This window comes from Blautia caccae (assembly GCF_040095955.1).
Classification (GTDB): domain Bacteria; phylum Bacillota; class Clostridia; order Lachnospirales; family Lachnospiraceae; genus Blautia; species Blautia celeris.
In genome coordinates, this window is the sequence record NZ_JBBMFP010000005.1 from 36,582 (window position 1) to 62,400 (window position 25,819).

Sequence of the window (25,819 nt, forward strand, 5' to 3'; positions counted from 1 at the left end):
TAAATGGAAGAAAAATCATATTTTCTAAAAATTTAATGGTATAACAGGATTCGTTTGATTTTATACTACAGAGGCAGATACCATTTGACGCCAGATATTGTCACAGACCGGAGAGATAGGATGACCGTCCTTATCTGTGAGAACCGGCAGGCGTGTCTCTTCCAGCTCTTCCAGGCAGGCAATCTTTCCCTCCGCGTAGTCTGTCATGCGGGCAGCACAGCTTTTAAGGCGTTCCATCAGACCGCCCAGCCGGATATCCAGGACTTCATATCCGAAACATTTATTTTCCGCAAACCACTGTTCCTTCAGGGCATGTTTAAACTGTTCCACAAGCCCTGCGGTTTTGATGCAGGATTCGGCAGTCGCCAGAAGAGCGGCTCTGTCTTCCGCGTCGTAGGCAGCTTTCGCATCAAGGCCCAGGGTCACTTTTCTGGCGAGCACTTCACTCAGAAGCGCAAGCGTGCCAAAAACAGGGGCATACTCCCCGCCCTTTTCGGCAATGGCCCGAAGCTCTTTTGCACAGCGTCTGTAATGCTCCGGATAGGTCTGCGCATCCACATGGCAGTCATAGATGCCCATGAGGACATCCTGATACAGCAGATATCTGGCGGGGGCGGCACTCATTTTACCGGGCATAGGATTATCAGGTGTCAGGTTCGGGTTGTCCAGCTTCAGAAAATCTTCCAGCACAGCGCCGGTGCAGGCCAGAAGACGGGGCGCCAGATCCCGGTCGCCGGCGGCCCGGGTATAGTTAAATTCTGCGAAGAGTGAGAGTACGGGAAGTACGGCGGACTGGGAAGCTTCACCGCCGTCATCCCCCCATCCGGTCACAAGTACATTGGTGATGCCATGTTTTTCACATTGTCTCAGGGCAAGACGGGATACCTGCATGCTGTGGCTGATAAGAGGGGCATACCCGTTCCATTTCCAGGCACCTCCGGCAAACCCCACATTTCCGGCCAGTTCCCTGTGGTATTTCATCATCTGGTCATAGGTCTCTTCATCTCGGGAATAGTAATCCCAGTAGAGAAGCTCTACATTTGCCGGAATCTTCTTCTTGATATCCTCTGTGATATGGAATTCTCTGCCGTAGTATTCGCCTCCGGAGATCATTTTGAAAAACATATCACTCCACATCATAGCGGTGTATCCGTATTTTTCACAGATTTCCAGGACGCGGTGCAGATGGCGTTCCATAATATCAATGCGTTCCTCATAGCCGAAACGGTTCAGGTAAGCGCCACGGCCGATCATCTCCGCTTCATCCATTCCGATGTTGATGGTGCGGCTTTGAAAGGTCTCTGACCAGGTGCGTACCATGGCTTCTATCAGACTGTAAGTATCCTCGCTTCCGCAAAACAGAATATCTCCCGTGTCATGTACCGGCTCAAAGGCAGGCCAGCGGAAAATCGCGTTTAAATGGGCCAGGGTCTGGATGCAGGGCACCATCTCTATACCGAGGGCTGCCGCGAATCTGTCCAGCTCCTGCAGCTCCTGTTTGCTGTACCGGCCCCTGAAATGTCCGAAATAAGGGTATCCCTCCACTTCATACGTGTCCTCTGTGTAGAGCATGAGCCGGTCATATCCCATGAGGGAGAGTTTGATAATAAGCCTCCTCACAAAATCAGGGCTGCACACAGCGTTGCGGGAACAGTCAGCCATGTAGGTGAGATGCTCAAAGACTGCCTGTTCTTCTTTGGCAGCGCTTTGGCAGTTTTGGGTGATCCATTCCTTGATGATCCCGAGGCCGCGGAAAAATTCAGAGGTTCTGCTGTATGTAATGCAGGCTCTATCCCCGTCCAGACGGACAGACAGGCCGCTGCCGCTTTTTTTCGAAGTGATTTCTATGCAGCGGTCCCCGGTCATATCTCTTTCCAGATATTCCGCAGCGGATAAGGCTCCGGTCATCAGAGACGGGTCTATATGTGCAAGATTAAAAATTTCCATAAGTGATCTCCTTTTCTTACTCTTCAAACTTATTCCGGTGTCCTTTTATTGTAAAGGAGTTTTAGGGAGGAGTCAACGAAAGAAACTTCAGCACGAAAGAAACTTCAGCAGCACGGATAAAACAATAAAGATGTACAAGAATAATAATGTAAAAATCATAGGCAAAAGACTATGATCATTGTTATGATAAAACTATTTTACAGCCATGAGAAAAGGGACTATACTATGATAAAATCATAGAATGAAAGCTGGTGTTTTTATGGAGAGAAAAGAAAAGATGCGGATTTTGTGGAAGTTGTTTTATTCTACATTGTACCTGAGTGCTTTTACCTTTGGGGGAGGATATGTGATCATTACCCTGATGAAGAAAAAATTTGTAGATGAGTACCGCTGGATTGAAGAGGAGGAGATGCTGGATCTGGTGGCTATCGCCCAGTCTTCACCCGGACCCATTGCAGTAAACGGAGCCATTGTAGTGGGGTATAAGCTGGCGGGCATGGCGGGCGTTCTGGTCTCCATTCTGGGAACGGTACTGCCTCCATTTGTGATTCTCACGGTTGTTTCTTTCTTTTATGAAGCTTTCCAGTCTAATTTCTACGTGAAAACCACACTGGACGGCATGCAGTGCGGGGTGGCTGCAGTCATCGCCTCTGTAGTTTATGACATGGGAAAAGGTGTGATAGAGGGGAAGAGTCTGGTGTCCAATCTGATCATGGCGGCTGCCTTTACTGTCACTTTTTTCTTTCAGATGAATGTGGTCTATGTAGTGCTCATATGTATCGGACTTGGGGTGTTGAGGGTCCTGTGGGGAAGAAGAGGTGAGAAGTCATGATTTATCTGCAGTTATTCTGGAGTTTTCTCCAGATAGGATTATTTAGTTTTGGAGGCGGCTATGCGGCTATGCCCCTGATTCAGAATCAGGTAGTGGCTGTCCATGGCTGGCTGACCCAGAGAGAGTTTACCGACCTGGTCACCATTTCCCAGATGACACCCGGACCGATCGCCATTAATTCCGCTACTTTTGTAGGCTCTAAAATTGCAGGAACGGGAGGCTCTTTGGCAGCTACTATAGGCTGTATCCTGCCTTCCTGTATTATCGTGTCCCTGCTGGCTTATATGTATATGAAGTACAGAAAACTGGACATGATGCAGGGTATCCTGAACACTCTGCGGCCTGCCGTGGTCTCCATGATTGCCACTGCCGGCATGGCAATTCTGATTACTGCCTTCTTTGGTGAAGAGGGAGTCGTGAAATTGTCAGCTATGCGCTGGGATGCGATAATCATCTTTATTCTGGCCGTGGCGGCGCTGAGGCTGAAGAAATGGAATCCCATCCTTGTCATGGTGCTGGCCGGTGTTCTGGAACTGGCCTGGAAAGCAGTCGGCGGCCATTAAACAAGAGACTGTCTGAAGTATTCTGCCTCGGGATTTTCATGCCCTCAGTTTAAAAACACCTGGCAGGAAACTGGCATGTGGGCAGTAACAGTACAAAATCTATATTGTGTTTCCAGTTCCGTGAATATTGACTTTTCGACCTGTGTATACTATACTAAGAATAGTAATTCGCTGTAGTAATACGGTGAAAAACAGGACTTATATATGTTCATAATGCGGGTTGAACGTTTCTACCAGCTACCGAAATAGCTGACTATAAGTCCCCTGATAATTGGGGGCTTTGCAGTCTGGTTCCGGTGGCTGGTTTTTTATTTTCAGAAGGATTCTGAAAAGTACGGCGGCCGGATTCAGCAATCGCTCCTTGTATAGGAGGTAAAACATGAGAAAAGAAGAAAACAGGGCAGATACTTTTATATTGAAGGGAAATATCTGCTACAGTGAGACGGCAGAGACGGTCCGGACCGTTCCGAATGCTTACCTGGTATGCCGGGAGGGCATCTGCCAGGGGGTGTTTGAGGAACTTCCGGAAGAATGGAGGGACTTCCCGTTGACAGACTGTGGGAATGCCCTGATCCTGCCGGGATTGGTGGATCTGCATCTGCACGCGCCTCAGTACGCATTTACGGGCCTTGGCATGGATATGGAGCTTCTGGAGTGGCTGGATACACGGACATTTCCCGAGGAGGGAAAGTACGGGGATATGGCATACGCGGAAAAGGCATATGGCATATTTACAGAAGACCTGAAAAACAGCGCAACCACCAGGGCGTGCATCTTTGCCACACGCCATGTGCCGGCAACCATTCTCCTGATGGATATGCTGGAAGGATCGGGCCTTAAAACTATGGTGGGAAAAGTAAATATGGACCGGAACGCGCCGGATTATCTCTGTGAGGAAAGTGCGGAAAAATCAGCTCTGGACACCCGCCTGTGGCTGAAGGAGGTAAACGGAAGATACAAAAATGTCAGGCCCATCCTCACACCGCGGTTTATCCCAAGCTGTTCGGATGATCTTATGAAAATGCTCAGTGAAATCCGAAAGAAGTATGATCTTCCCATCCAGTCTCATCTCTCTGAGAATAAAGGGGAGATTGCCTGGGTGAAGGAACTGTGCCCCTGGTCCTCTTTTTACGGGGATGCCTATGAGCAGTTCGGTATGTTCGGGGGAAATTATCCGGCAGTTATGGCGCACTGCGTACATCCCACAGAGGAAGAGATTGTATTGATGAGGAAAAACGGGGTCTTTGCAGCCCACTGTCCTCACTCTAACACCGATTTATCCTCAGGGGTGGCACCGATAAGGAGATATCTGGATGAGGGTATCCATGTGGGCCTGGGAAGTGATATTGCAGGAGGCCATGTACTCTCCCTGTTTCAGGTGATGGTGGGCGCTGTGCAGGCATCCAAACTTCGCTGGCGTCTGGAGGATGATACGCAGAAGCCGCTCACTGTGGATGAGGTGTTCTACCTGGGCACAAAGGGAGGCGGCGCCTTCTTCGGGCAGGTGGGCAGCTTTGAAAAAGGGTATGAATTTGACGCGGTGATCATGGATGACTCCAGACTGAAAACACCCAGAAAGCTGACATTGAAAGAACGTCTGGAACGTGTGGTATACCTGTCAGATGACAGGGATGTGATAGGAAAATATGTGGCAGGCAGAAAAATCTTTGCAGCTATTTAGTCAGGTCTGCGCATTTGCTGCACAGACTGTGCACAAGAGTGGCAGCAGCGGCTGTTCACAGATGGAAAAGAGGGATGATTTATGGGAGTTGGCAGTTCAAAGAATCGTGTGGATGCCTGGGAAAAAGTAACGGGGCAGGCAAAATACACGGCGGATCTGATGCCGCAGAATCTGTATACGGCAAAAGTGGTACACAGCACCATAGCAAACGGATGGGTAAAAAGTTTTGATCTGGAAGAGGCATTAAAGGTTCCCGGCGTGGTGAAGATCGTCACCTGTTTTGATGTGCCTGATATTCAGTTTCCGACACCGGGGCACCCCTGGTCAGTGGAAAAGGCACATCAGGATATTAAGGACAGAAAGCTTCTGAACCGGCGGGTACGCATGTATGGGGATGACATTGCAGCTGTGATCGCGGAGGATGATATCGCAGCCAGACGTGCGGCAGATAAGATTAAAGTGGAATATGAGGAATACCCGGTGATACTGGACCCGGAGGCATCCATGAAGGAGGGAGCACCTCTTCTGCATGAGGAAAAGCCGGGAAATGTGATCGCGCACACCAGTTTTGTGCTGGGGGACGGAAGTTTTGAGGAGGCGGCCTGTGAGGAAGGGCTGGCCGTGATCGAGAAGGAGTACAGGACACAGCCGGTCCAGCACTGTCACATTGAGGTGCCGGTTTCCTATGCCTATATGGAGAAGGGAAGGATCGTCATAGTGACCTCCACCCAGATCCCCCATATTGTGAGGCGTGTGGTCAGCCAGGCTCTGGGGATTCCCATTGGGCAGATTCGGGTGATCAAGCCGTATATCGGCGGCGGATTCGGCAACAAGCAGGATGTGCTGTATGAGCCGTTAAACGCGTTTTTATGTACCCAGGCAGGCGGTCACGGCGTCAGGCTGGAGCTGTCCAGGGAGGAGACTCTTGGCTGTACCCGTGTGCGCCATGCGTTTACCTGGAAGATCAAAGGGGCAGTCAGGGAGGACGGCACACTGGTGGCGAGGAAATATGAAGCCTACTCCAACCAGGGCGCTTATGCTTCCCATGCTCACGCCATTGCAGCCAACGCAGCCAATATTTTCAAACAGCTTTACCAGGATGAGAAGGTTCTGGAGTCGGACAGCTATACGGTTTATACGAACCTGATGACAGGCGGTGCCATGCGCGGATATGGGATTCCCCAGGGGGATTTTGTGACAGAGTGCGTGGCTGACGATCTGGCCCGCGCTGTGGGTATGGACCCCCTTGAGTTCCGGTTGAAAAACTGTGTGAAGGAAGGGTATAAAGATCCGCATCTGGGCATTGCCTTCCACTCTTACGGGCTGAAAGCCTGTATAGAAAAAGGGAGGGAATATATCCGCTGGGAGGAAAAACGAAAGGCATATGAGAACCAGTCCGGGCCCGTGAGAAGAGGCGTGGGTATGGCAATCTTCAACTATAAGACAGGGGTTTATTCCATTTCTCTTGAGACGTCATCCTGCCGTATGGTTCTGAATCAGGACGGCTCCATGCAGCTCTTTATGGGGGCAACTGAGATCGGCCAGGGAGCTGACACGGTGTTTACCCAGATGGCAGCAGAGATCACAGGCATAACGGAGGACAGGATACATATAGAGACCGTACAGGATACAGATACCACGCCTTTTGACACAGGAGCCTATGCTTCCAGGCAGACTTATGTGAGCGGAAAAGCTGTGAAAAAGACAGGAGAATTGTTTAAGCAGAGGATTCTGGAGTATGCGGCATTTAAGCTGAAGCTGCCCTGCGGTGATATGCCTTTGGGAGCGGAAAAAAATGCAGAGGCAGGCGCAGGTGTTTCTGAAGCTGCGGAAGCATGTGCTGAATCGTCAGCGTGGAAGAGGCTGGATATCAAAGAGAATCAGGTGATCGACAAGGCCTCAGGGGAGGTGCTTCTTTCCCTGGCAGCCCTTGCGGAGGAGGCATTGTACAGCCTGGAAAAATCTGTGCATATCACTGCTGAGACGACCAGCCACTGTAAGGAAAACTCCTTTGCCTCAGGTGTCTGCTTTGCAGAAGTGGAGGTGGATATGCCGGTGGGTAAAATCCGCATACTGGATATCATCAATGTCCATGACAGCGGAAAACTGATTAATCCCAGCCTTGCCAAAGCGCAGGTGCACGGGGGCATGAGCATGGGCATTGGTTATGCGCTGAGTGAAGAACTGCTGGTGGATGAAAAGACAGGAAGGCCGCTGAATGCCAACCTCCTTGACTATAAGATCCCCACAGCTATGGACACACCGGATCTGCATACGGATTTTGTGGAGATGGATGACCCCACAGGTCCTTTCGGCAACAAAGCGCTGGGAGAACCTCCCACTATTCCTGTGGCTCCGGCTATCAGAAATGCCGTGCTGCACGCCACCGGAATTGCTTTTGATTCCCTTCCGCTGTCACCGCAGAAACTGGTGGAGCGTTTTATGAAAGAGGGAATGATCGGAGCCAAAAGCGGGAAGTTAAAAGGGGGTGAAACACATGTATGACATTGAAAAATATTATCAGGCCAAAGATGTGGAAGACGCTGTGAGAGCACTGGAGGAAGACGCGGATGCGGTGGTGATCTCCGGAGGAAGTGATGTGCTGATCAAGATCAGGGAAGGGAAGCTTGCCGGCTGTTCCCTGGTAAGCATACATGGGATACCGGCTCTTGAAGGAGTCAGGATGGAGGCGGACGGCACCATTGTCATAGGTCCTGCCACTACATTTTCACACATCACCTATGACCCTGTGATACAAAAATATATCCCTGCACTGGGATGGGCAGTGGATCAGGTGGGAGGCCCCCAGATCCGCAACATAGGAACCATCGGGGGAAATGTCTGTAATGGCGTGACGAGTGCAGACAGCGCGGCTCTGCTTTTTACTCTGAATGCGGTGCTGGAGCTGACAGGTCCCAAAGGCACAAGAGAGATACCTGTTGCTGAGTTTTACACAGGTCCGGGCCGGACCCTGCGGGAACATGCAGAGATTCTGACTGCCATAAAGATCACCAGGGAGAATTACCAGGGATTTTACGGACATTATACAAAATACGGGAAAAGAAACGCTATGGAGATTGCCACTCTCGGCTGTGCGGTACATGTGAAATTAAGTGCTGACAACATGCGGATTTCGGAGTTCCGGCTGGGATTCGGCGTGGCTGCGCCTACCCCCATACGCTGTTTTAAAACAGAGGAAACGGTAAAAGGAATGGCGGTTACAGACCCGGAACTGTATGAGAAGATACAAGAGGGAGCAGTCTCTGAAGTGACACCCCGTTCCAGTTGGCGTGCATCCAGGGAATTCCGTCTTCAGCTGGTGCGGGAGCTGTCCGTGCGGACTGCAAAAGAAGCCATAGAAAAAGCTTCAGGAGGTGAGGCAGATGCTTAAGATCATAACCGTGACCGTCAATGGAAAAGAGACAGAACTGGCAGTGGATGACAGGGAAGCCCTGCTTGATACTTTAAGAAACCGCCTGGGACTTACCAGTGTGAAACGCGGCTGTGAGGTAGGGGAATGCGGCGCCTGTACGGTCCTTGTGGACGGCGAAGCCATTGATTCGTGTATCTATCTGACCATGTGGGCGGAGGGAAAACACATCATGACCGTGGAGGGCTTAAAGGGCAGAAACGGGGAACTTTCCCCTATCCAGACAGCTTTTGTGGAGGAGGCTGCAGTCCAGTGCGGCTTCTGCACACCGGGTCTTATTATGAGCGCAGTGGAGATTGTGGGCACAGGGAAGAGATACAGCAGAGAAGAACTGAAAAAATTGATCTCCGGACATCTGTGCCGCTGTACAGGGTATGAGAATATTCTGAATGCCATGGAAAGGATTGTGGAGGAGACTTACCGGACGGTAAACCGGGAATAAACACAATAAAATAAGAATCAGTCAGCGGGATACGTTTGCTCACAGGCAGCGTATCCCGCTTTTTGTATCTATAAGAAATATAAATCAGGTAAGATTGATTTTTTTCTGATGGAATGCTTTTCGGTACTGGGTAGGCGTGATTCCTTCATAACGCTTGAAAAGCTTCATAAAATATTTCTCGTCCGAAAATCCGCACATATCCGCAATCCGGTAGATAGACAGAGTCCGGTTGGTAAGAAGATTTTTGGCAACAGAAATTCTGGTGCGGTTCACGTATGTAAGAATAGGATATCCGGTATATTTTTTAAAGATATTGGTCAGATAAGTAGGGTGGTATCCGAATTGCGCCGCTATGGATGCCACACTGAGCGGCTGGTCATAATGGGTCCGGATCCATTCTATGACATCAAGAACATGGATCGGCACACCGGAATCCAGAAAACGGTTGATCTGGAAAGACTCGTCTGTCACTTCCATAAGCAGCAGATTTAAAGCATAGTGACATCTCCAGGTCGGCACATAATTTTCCCTTTTGGCAATATCAAGAAGCTGCACAAAGAGAAGTCTTGAACGTCTTTCCACAGATAACTCCCCGTATTCGGGGAGCAGAAAATTTTCCCTGGGGGGGGGGGTAGAAGTGATATCAGCAGATTCTTTGAGGATGGGCCGGTTTCGCAGAAGACTTCCCCGATTATAGATGGAATAATCCGGGTCTTTTACATAGAAATGCACCCAGTAATAAGACAGCTCCCCGTCTGTCTGGTGATATCCGTAATGAAGGGTATTGGGAAAAAGAAGAATAAATTCATTCTCCCTGACATCGTAATTGGTCATGTTTTGTGTAATGTGTAAAGTTCCTTTAATTACAATGATCAAAACAAAAGAATCAATATTTCGTTTCGGATGTACAAAGCCATCTTTGCTTGCCAGGTTGCCGCAGGATATATACTCTACCGGCTTGCTGGCATCGGAAATAAAATAGAGCATGGCATTCCCTCCCATCTTAATTCTATGGTATATAACGATGCAGTCTGAGTTGCTGTGAAGCCGTAAGGCGGAATAGTAACGTCTGATGAACAGTTACTATAGTATCACAAAAACAGAAACCCCGGACAGCGATTATGGCAAATAATTGGAAATGACCACTTTTTCTTGTGTATTGTACGTTGTTTGAGATTTTCAGTATGGTAACATAATGTCATCAAATAAAAGTGCTTGCAAGCAGAGTAACTGATAATAAAGATTGATAGATCAGGAGGGTTTATAACATGAAAAAGAGACAGATTTTGGCGTTGGCTCTGGCAGCAGCAATGGCTGCAGCCGCAGTAACAGGCTGTGGTGCGCCGTCCAGGCCGGACGGTTCCGGTGAGACAGGGGATACAGATTCTTCAGGCGGTTCAGGGGAAGAATCAAAAGACGGAGTTGTGGAATTGACCTTTATGGGATGGGAGGCATCCCCTCTGGAAACCCAGGCTGTGAAGGACGGAATTGCAGCTTTTGAAAAAGAAAACCCAAATATAAAGGTGAATTATACACCTGGACTTGCCGGCTCTGAGTACAACGCAAAATTACTCTCATCCGCGGCGGCGGGGTCTCTGCCCGATGTAATGTTCGTGGCAGCGGAGAGCTATCGTGCCATTGTCTCAAAGGGAGCATTGTGGGATATCACGGATCAGTTTGATGAGAGCTATCCGTTGGATGATTTCATAGATTCCTCCCGTCAGATCATGGAGGTGGACGGACATGTATACGGTATCTCATCCTGTACCGTATCTCCAATCGTTTACTACAATAAAGACGTATTTGACGCAAAGGGTATTGAGTATCCAAGCGCGGACCCGGAGAACTGCTGGACTATTGATGAGTTTCGGGATATTGCAAAACAGCTCACATCAGATGATATTTATGGCGTGTACGGACTGGAAACTGTGGCAGATACCTTAAATGCACAGTTACTCTCCAACGGCGGAACAAGATACAACGAAGACTACACAAAGAGTACAATGAATTCCCCGGAGAACAAAGAAGTATTTGAGACGATCAAGGCAATCCGTACAGAGGATGGTTCCGCACCGGATGCCTCCACATTAGACGCGGTGGGAATGTCCGCAAAACAGATGCTGCAGACAGGAAAAGTTGCTATGCTGGTGGACGGCTCCTGGTCGCTTCAGGAACTGGCTGCTTCCGGAATGAATATCGGGATGGCTCCGCTTCCGTCTTACGGAAAAGTGCTTACCACAGGACAGGCACATCTGCACTGTATTTCCGATACCAGCAAACACAAGGATGAGGCATGGAAATTCCTCCAGTTCCTGTCAGGAATGGATTACCAGGGTGCTCTTGTAAAGAGCGGACTGTGGATGCCGAACCGCTATTCCATGTATGAAGATGATGCAGTGGCACAGTGGTATGATGAAAAGGTGCACGGAGACAGCTACAAACAGATGCTTACATATTTTAAGGACGCAGTTGTTGATCCTACAGCTTTACAGCTTACCTCACAGGCAAGAGACATAATTGCTGAGGAGACGGACATGTATTTTAAACAGGATCAGGATATTGATACAACATTACAGAATATGGATACCAGAATCGATGAGGCAATTCAAGACGCATTACAGCAGTAAGTGGTAGAAAACGATGCACCCTGCACTGCGCGAGCTGTGCAGGGTGCATTTCCATGCAGACAGGTATCCGGTCTGGGACAGGAGGGTAAGAGTGGGAAATAAAAAGAAGATAAGCAAGTTAAAGGATGACAGCAAATGGGCCTGGCTCATGCTGGCTCCCAATGTCATTGGATTTTTGTTATTTATGCTGATACCGGTGGTGGCAACCCTGGTTCTCAGCTTTACCAAATATGATATGCTGACAACCCCAAAGTTTATAGGTCTTCAGAATTACATCAATATGGCAAAAGACCCTATTATCTGGGAGGTTACGAAGAACACCATCATTTATACGGTTATCACGGTTCCGATTGGTATGTGTTTTTCTCTGCTTTTAGCGGTTATGCTGGATCAGGAGATCGGATTTAGGAGATTTTACAGGGCAGCGTTTTTCCTGCCGGCCATAACATCTATGGTTGTGGTTGCGATTGTATGGCAGTGGATTTATAATCCGGATTACGGTATTTTGAATTATGTGCTCTCTCTGTTTGGAATTCAGGGGCCAAAGTGGCTGTTAAACACATCTACGTCCCTGGTATCCCTGGCAATTGTAGGTATCTGGAAAAATGCAGGTTATAATATGATAATTTTCCTGTCAGGGCTTCAGGGAATTTCCACCAGTTATTATGAAGCTTCTGAGCTGGATGGGGCAAATAAATGGCAGCAATTCAGATATATCACAATCCCCATGTTGCGTCCCACAACCTTCTTTATTTTTGTCATGTCCATCATCAGCTCCTTCCAGGTATTTGACCAGGTCATGCTGATGACAAAAGGCGGCCCGGGGCGTTCTTCCTCTGTTCTGGTGCATTACCTCTATCAGAATGCATTCCAGTATTTTAAATTGGGGTATGCCTGTGCGATCGCGTATCTGCTGTTCTTCATTGTTATGATCATAACAGTGTTCAATATGCGCATGGAAAAGAACATGCGTGAAATTTATTAAAGGGGGAAACGGGCAATGAGCAATAAGAGAAAAAAGTTGATTGGTAAGATAATAGCCCATGTGATTCTGATTCTGGGATCAGTGATCATGCTGGTTCCCTTTTTCTGGATGCTGTCTTCCTCTTTTAAAAGTCTGGGAGAAGTGTTTGTGTTTCCGCCGACTTTGTTTGGAGAGCGGCTTGTGTGGGAGAACTACACACAGATCTCCAGCAGATTTGATTATTTCGCATATTTCCTGAACAGTGTAAAGGTTTCCGCCTGGGTTGTATTTTTTCAGGTGTTTACCTCTGCTACGGCAGGTTATGTGTTTGCGAAAATGAATTTTAAGGGCAGGGATAAAATATTTACCCTGTATCTGGCGACTATGATGATTCCCTTCCATGTGACGGTTATCACAAACTTCCTGCAGATGTCCATGTACGGGCTGGTAAATACCCTGTGGTCCCTGATGCTCCCTGCTTCTGTATCCGCATTTGGAACATTTCTTATGAGACAGTTTTTCATTACCGTTCCCAATGAGCTGGTGGAGGCAGCCAAAATTGATGGCTGTAATCCGATCGTGACCTTTTTAAGGATTGCATTTCCCATGGCAAAGTCAACGATTGCAACACTGTGTATTTTCTGCTTTATGAATGTCTGGAATGATTATTTCACACCTCTCATTTATATTAATGATGCGAGAAAGTATACCCTCCCTCTGGGGCTTGCCAGTATGAAAGGGATGTATTCTACGGACTGGCCGGTACTTATGGCTTCTTCCGTAATTGCGGTACTTCCGGTGCTGATCGCATTTTTATGTGCTCAGGATGCTTTTGTAAAGGGTGTTATGATGTCAGGCATGAAAGACTGATTTATATGGAAACGGAGATGATGGAATGCGTTTTATGGAATATGATTCACCGATCATGTGCGGAATAGGGAAAGTGATGGATATTCTGTGGCTCAGCACACTGTGGTTTCTATGCTGCCTGCCTGTAGTGACCATAGGTGCATCCACCACGGCACTTTATTATACGTCGGTGAAGGCGATCCGCAGGAACCGGGGATATGTGACAAAGACCTTTTTTCACGCTTTGAGGATGAATTTTTTCCCGGCATTGGGAATATGGATTCTGTACATGGCAGGGATAGTATTGTTTTATATAAACTTTGTTTTCGCGGCAGCACTCAAGGATGACAGTTTCCGGTTTTTTACCGTAGCTGTCTATGGATGCCTGGCATTTGTTGTTCTGTCTGTTGGATGCTATGCATATCCCGTTCTGTCAAGATGCAGTATGAAATGTTTTGAAATTCTGAGGTTTTCAGCGGGATTGATGGTGAAGCATTTTCCCTATACGTTTCTCATGGTTCTGACGGTAGTATTATGTGCAGCGGCTATGTGGTATGTTCCTTTGTTTACATTTTGCCTGCCTGTTGTCGGAACATTGTTTTTCTCCGTTTTTATGGAAAAAGTGCTGATACGCTACACGCCGGAAACGGAAAAATGTGGATGGTATGCAGAAAAATAAAAAAATAAGATGGGAGATGAAGTATGAGTAACTTAAAAATGGCAAAAGGCCGGCAGGTTAAAATCCTGGACCCGGAGCTGATACGCCGACGGGAAGAAAATAAAAAATATCTGCTGGAGCTGGAAAATGAAAATCTGCTCCTTCCATACACGCTGGAGGCCGGCCTTTATAAAACGTCAGAGCTGCCCACAGGCATCCACGGAGGATGGGAATCCCCCCTTTGTGAACTGCGCGGGCATTTCCTGGGACATTGGCTTTCGGCAGCGGCAATGCATTACGAGGCTTCCGGGAACCGGATGGTAAAGGCAAAGGCGGATGAAATTGTGGACATCCTGGAGAGATGCCAGAAGGAGAACGGAGGCAGATGGGCAGCTTCCATACCGGAAAAATACTTTTACTGGATTGGAAACAAAAAGCGGATCTGGGCGCCGCAGTATACGGTTCACAAGACCTTTATGGGTCTTATTGATATGTACGAGCTGGCAAATAATGAAAAGGCTTTAGAGATCGCCGTACGTTTTGGGGAATGGTTCTATGACTGGAGCGGCCGTTATACAAAGGAACAGTTTCAGGGAATCCTGGACGTGGAGACTGGCGGTATGCTGGAAATCTGGGTTTTGCTGTATAAGATCACAGGGAAGCGCATGTTTCGGGAACTGATGGACAGGTATTACCGCTGTGATCTGTTTGACGGTCTTCTGGAAGGCAGGGATGTGCTGACCAATATGCATGCCAATACGACTATACCGGAAGTTCTGGGAGCGGCCGCTGCTTATGAAGTGACAGGGGAAGAAAAGTGGCTGGAAATTGTAAACGCCTACTGGAATATGGCAGTCACCAAGCGGGGCACATATGCTACCGGAGGACAGACCTGCGGGGAGATCTGGAGTCCCAAGATGCATCTGGCCAACAGGCTGGGGGATAAGAACCAGGAGCACTGTACGGTTTATAATATGATGCGGCTGGCTGACTTTTTATTCCGCCGCACAGGAGATGCTGCCTATATGGATTACTGGGAAAGAAATCTATACAATGGCATAATGGCTCAGGGATACTGGAGGGGAAGCTTTACCCACGGCAGGAAATCCATGTATCCGGAAGAAGGGCTGTTGACGTATTTCCTTCCTCTGCGGGCAGGAGGACAGAAGGGGTGGAGCAGCAGAACCCAGGATTTCTTCTGCTGTCATGGTTCCCTGGTCCAGGCAAATGCCGCGCATAATACAGGGATGTACTACGCAGGGGAAGACAGTCTGTATGTATGCCAGTATTTTGATTCGGAATACAGAGGGAAGATTGGGAATACAGCGGTTATTGTACAGGAAAAGATCAATTCGCTGAGCGGAAGTGAACATCTCTCCAGCGATTCGCCCGGCCGGCAGAAGATCACAGATGTCACAGCCAGGCAGCCGTTTCACCCTGACAGACTGGTATTTGATCTGGAGATTGAGGCGGAGGGAGAAAAAGAATTTTCCATTTGTATCCGGATACCCTGGTGGATACAGGGAAATCCTGTTATCCTTGTGGACGGGCAGACTGCAGATGTGGAGGCAGAAAAGAGCAGTTTTGCCAGGATAAAAAGGGTCTGGAGCAGAAACATCATTCATATTGAGCTTCCAAGGGGAATCCATGTGGAGTATCTGCCGGGCAGGCCCGATATGGCGGCCTATCTGGATGGGCCTGTAGTGCTGGCCGGACTGTGCGGGGAGGAGCGCACCCTGTATGGAGATCTCCAGGAGCCGGAGAAGATTCTGGTATCCGACAACGAGAGAGAATGGGCTTACTGGCAGAATACATATAAGACCATCGGGCAGGACAGGGGAATTCGTTTTGTTCCGCTCTATCAGGTGGGATATGAGGAATATCAGGTTTATTTTCCGCTGAAGGGGAAAAATCATGATCTCCCACTTGAAAAGTAGAAAACCTTACGGTATAATTTCAATGATATGGGGTATTTGGCCGACAATGTCCATGTACCCCTTTTTCGTGGAAAAACCAGGAGAAAAAAGGAACCGATAAGGAGATTGATAATATGAGTACCGTAAGAACAAGATTTGCCCCAAGCCCCACAGGAAAAATGCATGTGGGAAATTTGAGAACTGCTTTATACGCGTATCTGATCGCAAAGCATGAGAACGGAAGCTTTATGCTCCGTATTGAGGATACAGACCAGGAACGTTTTGTGGACGGCGCGCTGGAGATCATTTACCGCACACTGGCAAAGACGGGACTGGTTCACGACGAAGGCCCGGATAAGGACGGCGGCTACGGCCCTTATGTCCAGAGTGAGAGAAACGCACAGGGCATTTATCTGAAATACGCCAAACAACTGATCGAACAGGGAGATGCATATTACTGTTTCTGTACAAAAGAGCGTCTGGATTCCCTGAAAGCCAGCGTGGGAGAGGACGGCAAGGAAATTGCGGTCTATGACAAGCACTGTCTGCATCTAAGCAAAGAGGAAGTGGAGGCAAAGCTTGCTGCAGGAGAACCCCATGTGATCCGCTTCAATATGCCGGCAGAGGGAACCACAACCTTCCATGATGATATTTACGGTGACATCACTGTGCCGAACAATGAACTGGATGACCTGATCCTGATCAAATCAGACGGCTATCCCACCTATAACTTTGCAAACGTGATCGATGATCATCTCATGGGGATCACCCATGTGGTGCGCGGAAATGAATACCTGTCCTCCTCACCGAAATATAACAGGATCTACGAGGCATTTGGCTGGGAGATTCCCACGTATATACACTGTCCGCTGATCACCAATGAGGAGCACAAAAAGCTGAGCAAACGCTCCGGCCACTCCTCCTATGAGGATTTGCTGGACCAGGGATTTCTCACAGAGGCAATTGTAAATTACGTGGCGCTGCTTGGATGGTGCCCGGAGGACAACCGTGAGATCTTCAGCCTGGAAGAGCTGGTGAAAGAATTTGACTATCATCATATGAGTAAATCCCCGGCTGTGTTTGATATGACAAAGCTGAAATGGATGAACGGAGAATACATCAAAGCGATGGATTTTGACAAATTCTATGACATGGCGCTTCCGTTTGTGAAAGAGGCAGTCAAAAAAGATCTGAACCTTGAGAAAATAGCGGGCATGGTAAAGACAAGGATTGAAGTTTTCCCGGATATCCCGGCTCTCATTGACTTCTTTGAGGCAGTACCGGAGTATGATGTGTCCATGTACACACACAAGAAAATGAAAACCAACCCGGAAATCTCACTGGAGGTTCTGAATAAGGTCATACCGGTTCTGGAAGGTTTTGACAATTATACAAACGATGCGCTGTATGAACTGCTCTGCGGTTTTGCAAAGGAAAACGGCTATAAAAACGGACAGATCCTCTGGCCTGTACGCACCGCCCTTTCCGGCAAGCAGATGACACCTGCCGGTGCTACGGAGATTCTGGAAGTGCTGGGAAAAGAAGAGTCCATGAAACGTCTGCATGCTGCAGTGGAAAAACTGGAGCAAGCATAAACAAATACTATTGGAGTAACCCATATATGCAGAAAAATTCCTCACAGGAACGAGCAGTATCCCACAACCGGGGCCCCATGATGCTTCTTGCAGGCCCCGGTTCCGGGAAAACAACCACCATCACCATGAGGGTGGCTAACTTAATAAAGGAATACCAGGTAACTCCTTCATCCATTCTGGTGGTGACGTTTACAAAAGCGGCTGCCAGGGAGATGAAGGAGCGTTTTTTACGCCTGTGTGATAAGGAAGGTATGACAGGCCCTTACAGGGAGGTGACCTTTGGTACGTTTCATGGCATTTTTTACGGAATCCTGCGCCATGCCTATCGTCTGTCCGCAAAGAACATTCTTGGGGAAGAGCGGAAATACGATATTTTAAAGGAAATCGTCTACCGCCAGAGAATGCGGATTGACGACGAGAAGGAGTTTTTTGAGGGGCTGGTACAGGAAATCTCCATTGTAAAAAATGGCAGGATGCCCATAGAGCATTATTATTCCGCCAACTGCCCGGATGACACATTCAGAAAGATTTACCGCTCCTATGTGGACGCCTGCAGACAGTCCAGGCTTCTGGATTTCGATGACATGCTGCTGTACTGTTATGACCTTCTGACAGGAAGAAAAGATATCCTGGCCGGTTGGCAGAATAAGTTCCGGTATGTGCTTGTGGATGAGTTCCAGGACATCAATCAGCTTCAGTATGACATTATAAAGCTGCTGGCAGCGCCCCAGAATAACCTCTTTATCGTGGGGGATGATGACCAGTCCATCTATGCGTTCAGAGGTGCAAAGCCGGAGATCATGCTCCATTTCCCAAAGGATTTTCCGGATGCAGAGACAGAACTGCTGGCCTGTAATTACCGCTCCACAAAGCAGATCGTGGAGGCCTCCAAACGTGTGATCGGGAGAAACAAGAACCGCTATCCCAAGGAGTTTTTTACAGAAAACGGAGAGGGAAAACCGGTGGTGGTGCGTTCGTTTGAGGATGGCAAGGAGGAGGAGCTTTTCGTAAAGGAATGTATAAAAAAGGCAGTGCAGGAGGGGGAAGCCTACGAGGAGACAGCTATTCTCTACCGCACGAATCTGGGGGCCAGGTTCCTGGTGGAGACATTGATGGAATACCAGATTCCCTTTCAGATGCGGGATGCCCTGCCGAATCTGTATGAGCACTGGATATCCAGAAATATCATTTCCTATATAAAGTTGGCCCAGGGCGACAGAAGCCGCCGGGAATTTCTGCAGGTTATGAACCGTCCAAACCGTTATATATCCAGGGACGCGCTGGACGATGCCACAGTGTCCTTTGAGGGGCTGCGCTGGTTTTATGAGGGAAAGGACTGGATGTGCGACAGAATCGACAAGCTGGAGGAAGACCTGACAACACTGAAGCGCATGACACCCTATGGGGCAATCAATTATATCCGGTATGGCATCGGGTATGAAGAGTATCTGAAGGATTACGCCTCTTACCGGAAGATCAAAGTGGATGACCTGTACGAAGTCATGGAGGAGCTGGCAGAGAGTGCCAAAGGATATAAAAGCTTCGGTGAATGGTTTGCGCATATTTCCGACTACACGGACAAGTTAAAGGAACAGGCAAAGAAACAGGATATTGAGAAGAAAGGCGTCACAGTGTCCACTCTGCACAGCATCAAAGGCCTGGAATTTGACCGGGTGTTTCTCATGGATGTGAATGAAGGGACTATTCCCTACCATAAAGCTGTTTCAGACAGCAGCATAGAGGAGGAGCGGCGGCTCTTCTATGTGGGCATGACAAGGGCCAGAAAAGAGCTTTACATACTTTATGCAAAATGCAGGCACGACAAGGATTTGGAAGTGTCAAGATTTCTCAAGGAAAGCGGGCTTATACCGGAAAAGAAGGAGTAACGGCTGTGGAAAAGGTTTGGGTTTTTTACGGAAAAACAGAGAGACTGACAGGCAGAGCAGAAGAAAAAGGTGAAAAAGGAAGGCTGGAAACACGGGCCGGACGTGTTCTTCTTGCCCATGCCTTAAAAAAGCTGTACGGACTGTCCGTTCCGGATGGAGAGGAAGGGGCAGCCCAGCTTGAAAAGATGCTTGCAAAAGGAGAAAACGGAAAGCCATATCTCCACGGATATCCTGAGATCCATTTTAATATCAGCCATTCCGGCGCATATGCGGTCTGCGCTCTGGCAGGGATTCCGGTAGGGATTGACATTCAGATCCGTCAGCCGGTGAGAGGAAAAAGGCTTCTGGAGCGGACTATGAATGCCCTGGAACAGGAAGTGATCCAAAACGCCAAAGACCCGGAAATGGCATTTGCGTTTTTCTGGGCCAGGAAGGAGAGTTATCTCAAATGGAGCGGGGAGGGAATCACCAGGGACCTTTCAAAACTGTCCATGGAAGATGCTGTCATGGAGGAAATTCCGGTGGAAGAGGGATACGTCTGTCAGGTATGTACGGCAGTTCCGTTTTCCTTTGAAAAAATAGAATTACCGTTACAGCTTTGAAGAAAGGAAAGTCCGTTCAGCAAAAGACAGCAGCAGGCGGCACGCTTCGGTGCAGGAAGACTGCGGCGTGGAATCCTGAATTACTGTATGAAAAAGTCCTGCGGGCAGAAGACGGCTGCGTTTCGACGCAGAACCCCGGCCGGCAGGACTTTTTTCAAATATGGCCATACTTTGTGAAAGTACAGGGGATGGATTGAAACAGCTTAAAGTGCCATAGAAAGCTCGTCGATCTTTTTCAGCTCTTCTTCCGTAAACGGAGCACTTTTGAGTACTTTCAGGTTATCAAGAATCTGTTCTGCCTTGGAGGCACCTACAAGTACACTGGTCACTACGTCATCTTTCAATACCCATTTCAGCGCCATCTGCGCAAGACTTTCTCCTCTTTCGGATGCAATCCGGTTCAGACCCCGGATGCAGTCAAGACGGCTGTCTGTGAGCTGTTCTGCGTTTAGGAAACGTCCGTCTGTGACTACCCGGCTGTCCGAAGGGATTTCTTTTAGATAGCGGTCCGTCAGCATGCCCTGGGCCAGCGGGCTGAAGGAGATGATCCCTTTTTTCTCCTCCGCGCAGGCTTTCTTCAGACCGTTGTTCTCTATGGTGCGGTTGAAGATGTTGTAGGAGTTCTGGTTAATGACAAAGGGGCATTTCAGTTCCTTTAAAATAGCAGCCGCCCTCTTCATAGTCTCCCCGTCGTAGTTGGACAGTCCCACATACAGGGCTTTTCCGCTTCTCACTGCCTGATCCAGGGCACCCATGGTTTCCTCAAGGGGAGTTTCAGGGTCCATTCTGTGATGGTAGAAAATATCCACATATGCAAGGCCCATGCGCATAAGACTCTGGTCCAGGCTGGCAGTCAGATATTTTCTGCTGCCCCAGTCCCCGTAAGGACCCGGCCACATATCATAGCCGGCCTTGGTGCTGACGATTATCTCATCCCTGTAGGCGGATAGATTTTCTTTTACGATCCTGCCGAAATTTTTCTCCGCGCTTCCCGGTTCGGGACCGTAATTGTTTGCCAGGTCAAAGTGGGTGATGCCGTTGTCAAAGGCAGTAAAGCACAGCTTTTTCATGTTGTCATAGACTGCGGTGTCACCAAAATTGTGCCATAGTCCCAGGGAGACTGCAGGAAGCTTTAGGCCGCTGTATCCGCAGCGGTTGTATGTCATGGTTTCATATCGTTTGTCATCTGCTCTGTACATAAGTGATCTCCTTTTGTAACTGTTCAGTGTCCTCACAGTTACAGGCAAAAATCCATACAAAATCGCCTTTGGCGATGGGATTTTTACTTGGCTGTGAAACATTTTCTTACGGTCAGCGCAGTAAATGCGCAGACCTGCTGAATAATTGTCATCTTTTCTTGTTTCTTTACAAAGTTTAGCACTTCAAGTATACTTGAAGTCAATAAAGGACCTTAACTTTGTTATATACGCCGAAAATAAGGAGGGTATTATGACAACATACACAATAAAACAGGTTTCCCAGATGTTTGGGCTGCCGGCATCCACGCTCAGGTACTACGAGGAGATCGGTCTTTTGCCTGCAGTGGAAAAGACAAAGGCAAATCAGCGCATTTATACCGAAGAGCATATCGGCCGTCTGGGCGCCATACGCTGTTTTAAGGAGACGGGCATGTCCATGGCAAAGCTTCTGGAGTTTTTTACATACGAGGAGGAGGAACAGGAGCATATCGAGGAAATCCTCGCTCTGCTAAAGGAGCAGGACCGGCATGTGGCAGAGCAGATTGAGAAACTGCAGTCTGCCAGAAAGCAGATAAACCGTAAACTGAGATATTACAGTGACATTAAGGCGTCCATGGACAGCGGGAGTGCATATCCTTTCTGGGGTGACTACTAAAAAAGGCTGCCGCTGCTTCCGAATGCGCGTCATAGCGTGTGAGTCTTCTCATGACCGAAAAACAGCTCTCCCTGCCGCTGCTTCCGGGTGCGTATCAGAGTGTGTTGATCTTTTTCTGGTCAAAGGCTTTCCGGTACTGGGTGGGAGTCATGCCTTCAAACTGCCGGAACAGTTTCATGAAATGCTTTTCATCCGCGAATCCACACATGGAAGAAATCTGCCGAATGGTCAGGGAATGGCTGTTCAGCAGATTTTTTGATACGCTGATGCGTGTGCGGTTGATATAGGTGACAAGGGGATAACCGGTGTACTGTTTGATCAGTGCAGACAGATAGGTAGGGTGGTACCCGAATTTTTCCGCCAGGCCGCTGACTGTAAGGGGCTGGTCAAAATGGCTCTGCACCCATTCTATGATATCCTGCACGGCAGTCGGCAGAAGATCCTGTCCAAAGTGCTCTGCCTGCAGATACTCACGGCTGATCTCCAGAAGCAGCAGATTCAGCGCATGGCGGCAGCTCCAAGTCCTCTGATAGCTGCTGCGCTTAGCCAGATCCAGAAGCTGGAGAAACAGGAGCTGGGAACGTTTTTCCATGGAGATTCTGCCGTGCTCCGGAAGAAAAACCTGCTCGGCAGAGAAGGCATCTGTGAGGGGAAAGCCCCGGGCCTGCTGATAGATTCCGACAGAATGAGGCAGATTTTTGACCGTATCCGCAGGAGTGCCCGGCAGTGCAAAATGCGCCCAGCAGTAGGAGAGATATCCATGGGAGGGCTTATAACCATAATGGGTGATGCCGGGAAACAGGACGAAGAATTCCCCCGGGCCCACATCGCAGGCCCTGTCGTCCTGGCAGATGTGCAGTGTTCCCTCCTGCACCAGGATCAGAACAAAGAAGTCCAGGGTCCTGCTTAAATGCATAAATCCGTTTTCACTTATAAGGTTGCCGCAGGTCAGGTATTCTGCCGGCTTTGAGGCATCACAAATACAATGCAACATCTGGGATATGACCACCTTTTCTTTTGATTTATATGTTGTTTCCGAAACTGTAGATGATACAATCATTTCATAAGATAAAACCTGATAAACAAAGGGAAAAACAGGAATCCGGCTGCTGCCTTATAAAGTTTTCCATATCTTTATGGTAGCACGGGGAATCTTGGAATTCAACATGAAATTTAGGAGGTATGGCATGTTAGAAAAGAAAGTGAAAATGATGCCGCTGGGCGATGTGTCGATTCAGGATGATTTCTGGAAAGAGTATATGGAGCTGGTGAGAAACCATGTGATCCCTTACCAGTGGGAGGCATTAAATGACAGGATCGAGGGGGCGGAGCCCAGTTACTGTATTCAGAATTTCCGTGTTGCCGCTGGTATGGAGGAAGGCTGTTTTCAGGGAATGGTATTTCAGGACAGTGATGCCTATAAGTGGCTGGAGGCTGTGGCCTACTCTCTCATGTGGCATCCGGACAAGGAGCTGGAGGCAACGGCGGATGAGGCCATTGATATCATCTGTGCGGCACAGCAGCCGGACGGGTATCTGGACACCTATTATATTCTGAATGGTCTGGAAAAACGCTTTACAAACCTTATGGATCACCACGAGCTCTACTGCCTGGGTCATATGGTGGAAGGTGCTGTAGCCTATTATAAGGCAACCGGAAAACGGAAATTTCTGGACACAGCCATTGGCTATGTAAATTGTGTTTATGAAAATATAGGAAATGCGCCCGGTAAGAAACCCGGATATCCCGGTCATGAGGTAGCGGAGATGGCCCTTGTGGGACTCTATGAGGTGACAAAGGATGAAAAACATCTGGAGCTTGCCAAATATTTCATTGACCAGAGGGGGCAGGCACCGCTGTATTTTGCAGAGGAGAGGGAAAAAAACGGCAATGATTTCTTCTGGAAAGACAGTTATTTCCAAGACCAGTATTATCAGGCCGGCAAGCCGGTCCGCCAGCAGGACAGGGCAGAAGGCCATGCGGTGCGTGCCGTATATCTCTATACGGGAATGGCTGAAGTGGCCAGTGCAGCCGAAGACCGGGAGTTATTTGAAGCCTGCCGGAAAATCTGGAATAATATTGTGGAAAAGCAGATGTATGTAACCGGTTCTATCGGTTCCTCGCAGTACGGTGAGGCATTTACCTTTGACTATGATCTGCCAAACGATACGGTTTACGCGGAAACCTGTGCTGCCATCGGATTTATTTTCTTTGCCAGAAGGATGTTTGAGATCACAAAGGACAGCCGGTACACAGATGTGATGGAGCGCTGTCTCTACAACGGAGTGATCAGCGGCATGTCCCTGGACGGTAAGAAATTCTTCTATGTAAATCCTCTGGAGGCCGTGCCGGAGGCTTCCGAGAAAGATTATCACAAAAAACATGTGAAAGTGGAGCGTCAGAAATGGTTCGGATGCGCCTGCTGCCCTCCCAATGTGGCCCGTCTCCTCTCCTCCATCGGGGGATATGCTTATGAGTACAATGAGAAAGAGATCTATATGAATCTGTTTATCGGCGGCAGTATGCAGGCTGTTCTGAACGGGAAAAAGAATCAGTTCCGAGTGGAGACTGATTATCCGTGGAGCGGTGATGTGAAGATACAGGTGGAAAATGAGGCGGATACGGCGTTTACATATGCCATCCGCGTGCCGGGCTGGTGCCGCGGCTATAGCCTGAAACTCAATGGGGAAGCGGTGGATTGTCCTGTGGAGAACGGATATCTGCTTTTAGACCGCTGCTGGAAGAACGGGGACGTGCTTGTATTTTCCATGGAAATGCCGGTGGAACTGGTGGCAGCCAATCCAAAAGTCAGGGAGGATGTCGGTAAGGTGGCAGTGATGCGCGGTCCGGTTGTGTATTGCCTGGAAGAGGCGGACAACGGGGACCAGCTCCAGGAATTATACCTGGATGAGAATCCACAGTTTACAGTGAAATATGAGAAAGATCTGCTGAAAGGGGTTGTGACACTGACCACAGAGGGAAAACGCCTCTCAGAAGATGAGTGGGACGAGAAAACACTATATAAATCCTATGCGGGAAGAAAATTTGAGCGCCAGACGCTGAAATTCATTCCATACTATGCCTGGACAAACAGGACAGTGGGTGAGATGCTTGTGTGGGTGAGGATTTGAGATACAGACAGAGGCCATAAATAGGAAACGCCGGACTGCGCGGGATCAAGGGTATCCCGGGGTCCGGCGTTTTCTATTCACTGCCATTTGGAGCAGGCTTTTTTAAATTTACGGCAGATGCTTCTTTGTCTCACTGTCCAGCACATTCCGCATTTTCTCCAGCAGGGTATCATCGGTAAAATACGATTTTCCGTACTGAAGATTAAAGTCGTAGTCAAAGTCCGGCGGATTTTTTCCTGTATTATGCTGGATGATCGTCTCCGCCTTATCCAGAGCCTTTACCAGACGGGCTTCGGGCGTTTGGCCGTCCTCATACTCCTGCCAGACGGCCATGAAATCTTCTTTTTGTTTTTCGGGCAGCAGGGAGAAGACACGGCTGGCAGCACGGTACTCCTCCTGGTACTTGCGGGAGCTGTCCGGGTGGAGTGCGGCGGAGATATCGCCTTCATAGATTTCCCCTATGTCGTGGAGAAGACACATGAGCAGCGTTTTTCGGGCGTCCAGCCCGGGGTACTCTTCCAGCATGACCGCGGCAAAGAGCGCCAGGTGCCAGGAATGTTCCGCGGTACTTTCCTGTTTCCCGGAACCGGTCCAGGCTGTCCTTGTCACGGATTTCAGCAGTTCCGTCTCTTTCATAAAAGCCAGATAGGCGTCTATGGTTTCTTTCATGATCTCTCTCCTTTTTAAAATGAACCGCGTCCAAAAGCGTATTGGAAAATTTTCAAGCGCTTACATGAACTGCTGCAAAAAAATGCAGTTTCAGGACTTGCGGAGATAGTATCAGCATAAGATAAGAAGAAAAAAAGGTCAACAGAAATCTGCGCAAAACCATATATACTCTG

Annotated in this window: 21 protein-coding genes and 1 riboswitch; of the genes, 16 read left to right on the top strand and 5 right to left on the bottom strand. The window is 48.6% G+C overall.

Features of this window, described 5'->3' with window-relative positions:
- Positions 1-60: 60 nt before the first annotated feature.
- Positions 61-1,947, bottom strand: coding sequence for a beta-N-acetylhexosaminidase (locus WMO65_RS06845; RefSeq protein ID WP_148393000.1), 1,887 nt, complete (start codon positions 1,945-1,947; stop codon positions 61-63).
- Positions 1,948-2,206: 259 nt separating this feature from the next.
- Between WMO65_RS06845 and WMO65_RS06850 the strand changes: the two genes are divergently transcribed.
- The 6 genes from WMO65_RS06850 to xdhC all read left to right on the top strand — a co-directional run bounded on the left by WMO65_RS06850 (position 2,207) and on the right by xdhC (position 8,895).
- Complete coding sequence (locus tag WMO65_RS06850) at positions 2,207-2,779, top strand: chromate transporter (RefSeq protein WP_148392999.1); 573 nt, start codon at positions 2,207-2,209, stop codon at positions 2,777-2,779.
- Complete coding sequence (locus WMO65_RS06855) at positions 2,776-3,342, top strand: chromate transporter (RefSeq protein ID WP_033141217.1); 567 nt, start codon at positions 2,776-2,778, stop codon at positions 3,340-3,342. Before WMO65_RS06850 ends, WMO65_RS06855 begins: the two co-directional genes overlap by 4 nt.
- 178 nt (positions 3,343-3,520) lie before the next feature.
- Positions 3,521-3,618: riboswitch (purine riboswitch) on the top strand.
- Positions 3,619-3,721: 103 nt separating this feature from the next.
- On the top strand, positions 3,722-5,023 hold the full coding sequence (locus tag WMO65_RS06860; protein WP_148392998.1) for an amidohydrolase family protein: 1,302 nt from the start codon (positions 3,722-3,724) through the stop codon (positions 5,021-5,023).
- A gap of 81 nt (positions 5,024-5,104) precedes the next feature.
- Positions 5,105-7,528, top strand: coding sequence for a xanthine dehydrogenase subunit XdhA (gene xdhA / locus WMO65_RS06865; RefSeq protein ID WP_349063899.1), 2,424 nt, complete (start codon positions 5,105-5,107; stop codon positions 7,526-7,528).
- Complete coding sequence (xdhB, locus tag WMO65_RS06870) at positions 7,521-8,414, top strand: xanthine dehydrogenase subunit XdhB (protein WP_033141214.1); 894 nt, start codon at positions 7,521-7,523, stop codon at positions 8,412-8,414. Before xdhA ends, xdhB begins: the two co-directional genes overlap by 8 nt.
- Positions 8,407-8,895 carry a xanthine dehydrogenase subunit XdhC gene (xdhC, locus tag WMO65_RS06875; RefSeq protein ID WP_148392996.1) on the top strand — a complete coding sequence of 163 codons (489 nt, stop codon included), beginning with the start codon at positions 8,407-8,409 and terminating at the stop codon, positions 8,893-8,895. The genes xdhB and xdhC overlap by 8 nt, the downstream gene beginning before the upstream one ends.
- Positions 8,896-8,979: 84 nt before the next feature.
- Here xdhC and WMO65_RS06880 read toward each other — a convergent pair whose 3' ends face one another.
- Positions 8,980-9,882: an AraC family transcriptional regulator gene (locus tag WMO65_RS06880; RefSeq protein WP_187370626.1), complete on the bottom strand. Its 903-nt coding sequence runs from the start codon at positions 9,880-9,882 to the stop codon at positions 8,980-8,982.
- Positions 9,883-10,163: 281 nt separating this feature from the next.
- On the opposite strand from WMO65_RS06880, the gene WMO65_RS06885 reads away from it, so the two are divergent.
- The 8 genes from WMO65_RS06885 (at position 10,164) to WMO65_RS06920 (ending at position 19,992) form a co-directional block, all read left to right on the top strand.
- Positions 10,164-11,522, top strand: a complete 1,359-nt coding sequence (locus WMO65_RS06885) for an ABC transporter substrate-binding protein (protein ID WP_148392994.1) — start codon at positions 10,164-10,166, stop codon at positions 11,520-11,522.
- A gap of 91 nt (positions 11,523-11,613) precedes the next feature.
- Positions 11,614-12,507, top strand: a complete 894-nt coding sequence (locus WMO65_RS06890) for a carbohydrate ABC transporter permease (protein ID WP_148392993.1) — start codon at positions 11,614-11,616, stop codon at positions 12,505-12,507.
- 15 nt (positions 12,508-12,522) lie between these two features.
- On the top strand, positions 12,523-13,356 hold the full coding sequence (locus tag WMO65_RS06895) for a carbohydrate ABC transporter permease (RefSeq protein ID WP_148392992.1): 834 nt from the start codon (positions 12,523-12,525) through the stop codon (positions 13,354-13,356).
- A 25-nt stretch (positions 13,357-13,381) separates the two neighbouring features.
- Positions 13,382-14,014, top strand: a complete 633-nt coding sequence (locus tag WMO65_RS06900; protein ID WP_148392991.1) for a YesL family protein — start codon at positions 13,382-13,384, stop codon at positions 14,012-14,014.
- A gap of 23 nt (positions 14,015-14,037) precedes the next feature.
- The gene (locus tag WMO65_RS06905) at positions 14,038-15,930 is read left to right on the top strand and encodes a beta-L-arabinofuranosidase domain-containing protein (protein ID WP_148392990.1); all 1,893 of its coding nucleotides are present in this window, start codon (positions 14,038-14,040) and stop codon (positions 15,928-15,930) included.
- Between the two features lie 113 nt (positions 15,931-16,043).
- Positions 16,044-17,504, top strand: a complete 1,461-nt coding sequence (gene gltX, locus WMO65_RS06910; RefSeq protein ID WP_148392989.1) for a glutamate--tRNA ligase — start codon at positions 16,044-16,046, stop codon at positions 17,502-17,504.
- A gap of 26 nt (positions 17,505-17,530) precedes the next feature.
- Positions 17,531-19,390 carry an ATP-dependent helicase gene (locus WMO65_RS06915; protein WP_148392988.1) on the top strand — a complete coding sequence of 620 codons (1,860 nt, stop codon included), beginning with the start codon at positions 17,531-17,533 and terminating at the stop codon, positions 19,388-19,390.
- Between the two features lie 5 nt (positions 19,391-19,395).
- A complete protein-coding gene (locus WMO65_RS06920; protein ID WP_187370625.1) occupies positions 19,396-19,992 on the top strand; it encodes a 4'-phosphopantetheinyl transferase family protein in 597 nt (198 codons plus the stop codon).
- A gap of 203 nt (positions 19,993-20,195) precedes the next feature.
- Here the strand turns inward: WMO65_RS06920 and WMO65_RS06925 are convergent, their stop codons facing one another.
- Positions 20,196-21,191 carry an aldo/keto reductase gene (locus tag WMO65_RS06925; RefSeq protein ID WP_148392986.1) on the bottom strand — a complete coding sequence of 332 codons (996 nt, stop codon included), beginning with the start codon at positions 21,189-21,191 and terminating at the stop codon, positions 20,196-20,198.
- A gap of 250 nt (positions 21,192-21,441) precedes the next feature.
- Between WMO65_RS06925 and WMO65_RS06930 the strand changes: the two genes are divergently transcribed.
- A complete protein-coding gene (locus WMO65_RS06930) occupies positions 21,442-21,846 on the top strand; it encodes a MerR family transcriptional regulator (protein ID WP_033141209.1) in 405 nt (134 codons plus the stop codon).
- Positions 21,847-21,940: 94 nt separating this feature from the next.
- On the opposite strand, the gene WMO65_RS06935 is transcribed toward WMO65_RS06930, so the two are convergent.
- Positions 21,941-22,840 (bottom strand): AraC family transcriptional regulator, encoded by a 900-nt coding sequence (locus WMO65_RS06935; protein WP_033141208.1) that lies wholly within the window; start codon positions 22,838-22,840, stop codon positions 21,941-21,943.
- A gap of 193 nt (positions 22,841-23,033) precedes the next feature.
- Here WMO65_RS06935 and WMO65_RS06940 point away from each other — a divergent pair, with 193 nt between their 5' ends.
- Positions 23,034-24,977 (top strand): glycoside hydrolase family 127 protein, encoded by a 1,944-nt coding sequence (locus tag WMO65_RS06940; RefSeq protein ID WP_148392985.1) that lies wholly within the window; start codon positions 23,034-23,036, stop codon positions 24,975-24,977.
- 108 nt (positions 24,978-25,085) lie between these two features.
- Here the strand turns inward: WMO65_RS06940 and WMO65_RS06945 are convergent, their stop codons facing one another.
- Complete coding sequence (locus tag WMO65_RS06945; RefSeq protein ID WP_148392984.1) at positions 25,086-25,646, bottom strand: HD domain-containing protein; 561 nt, start codon at positions 25,644-25,646, stop codon at positions 25,086-25,088.
- Between the last annotated feature and the right edge of the window lie 173 nt (positions 25,647-25,819).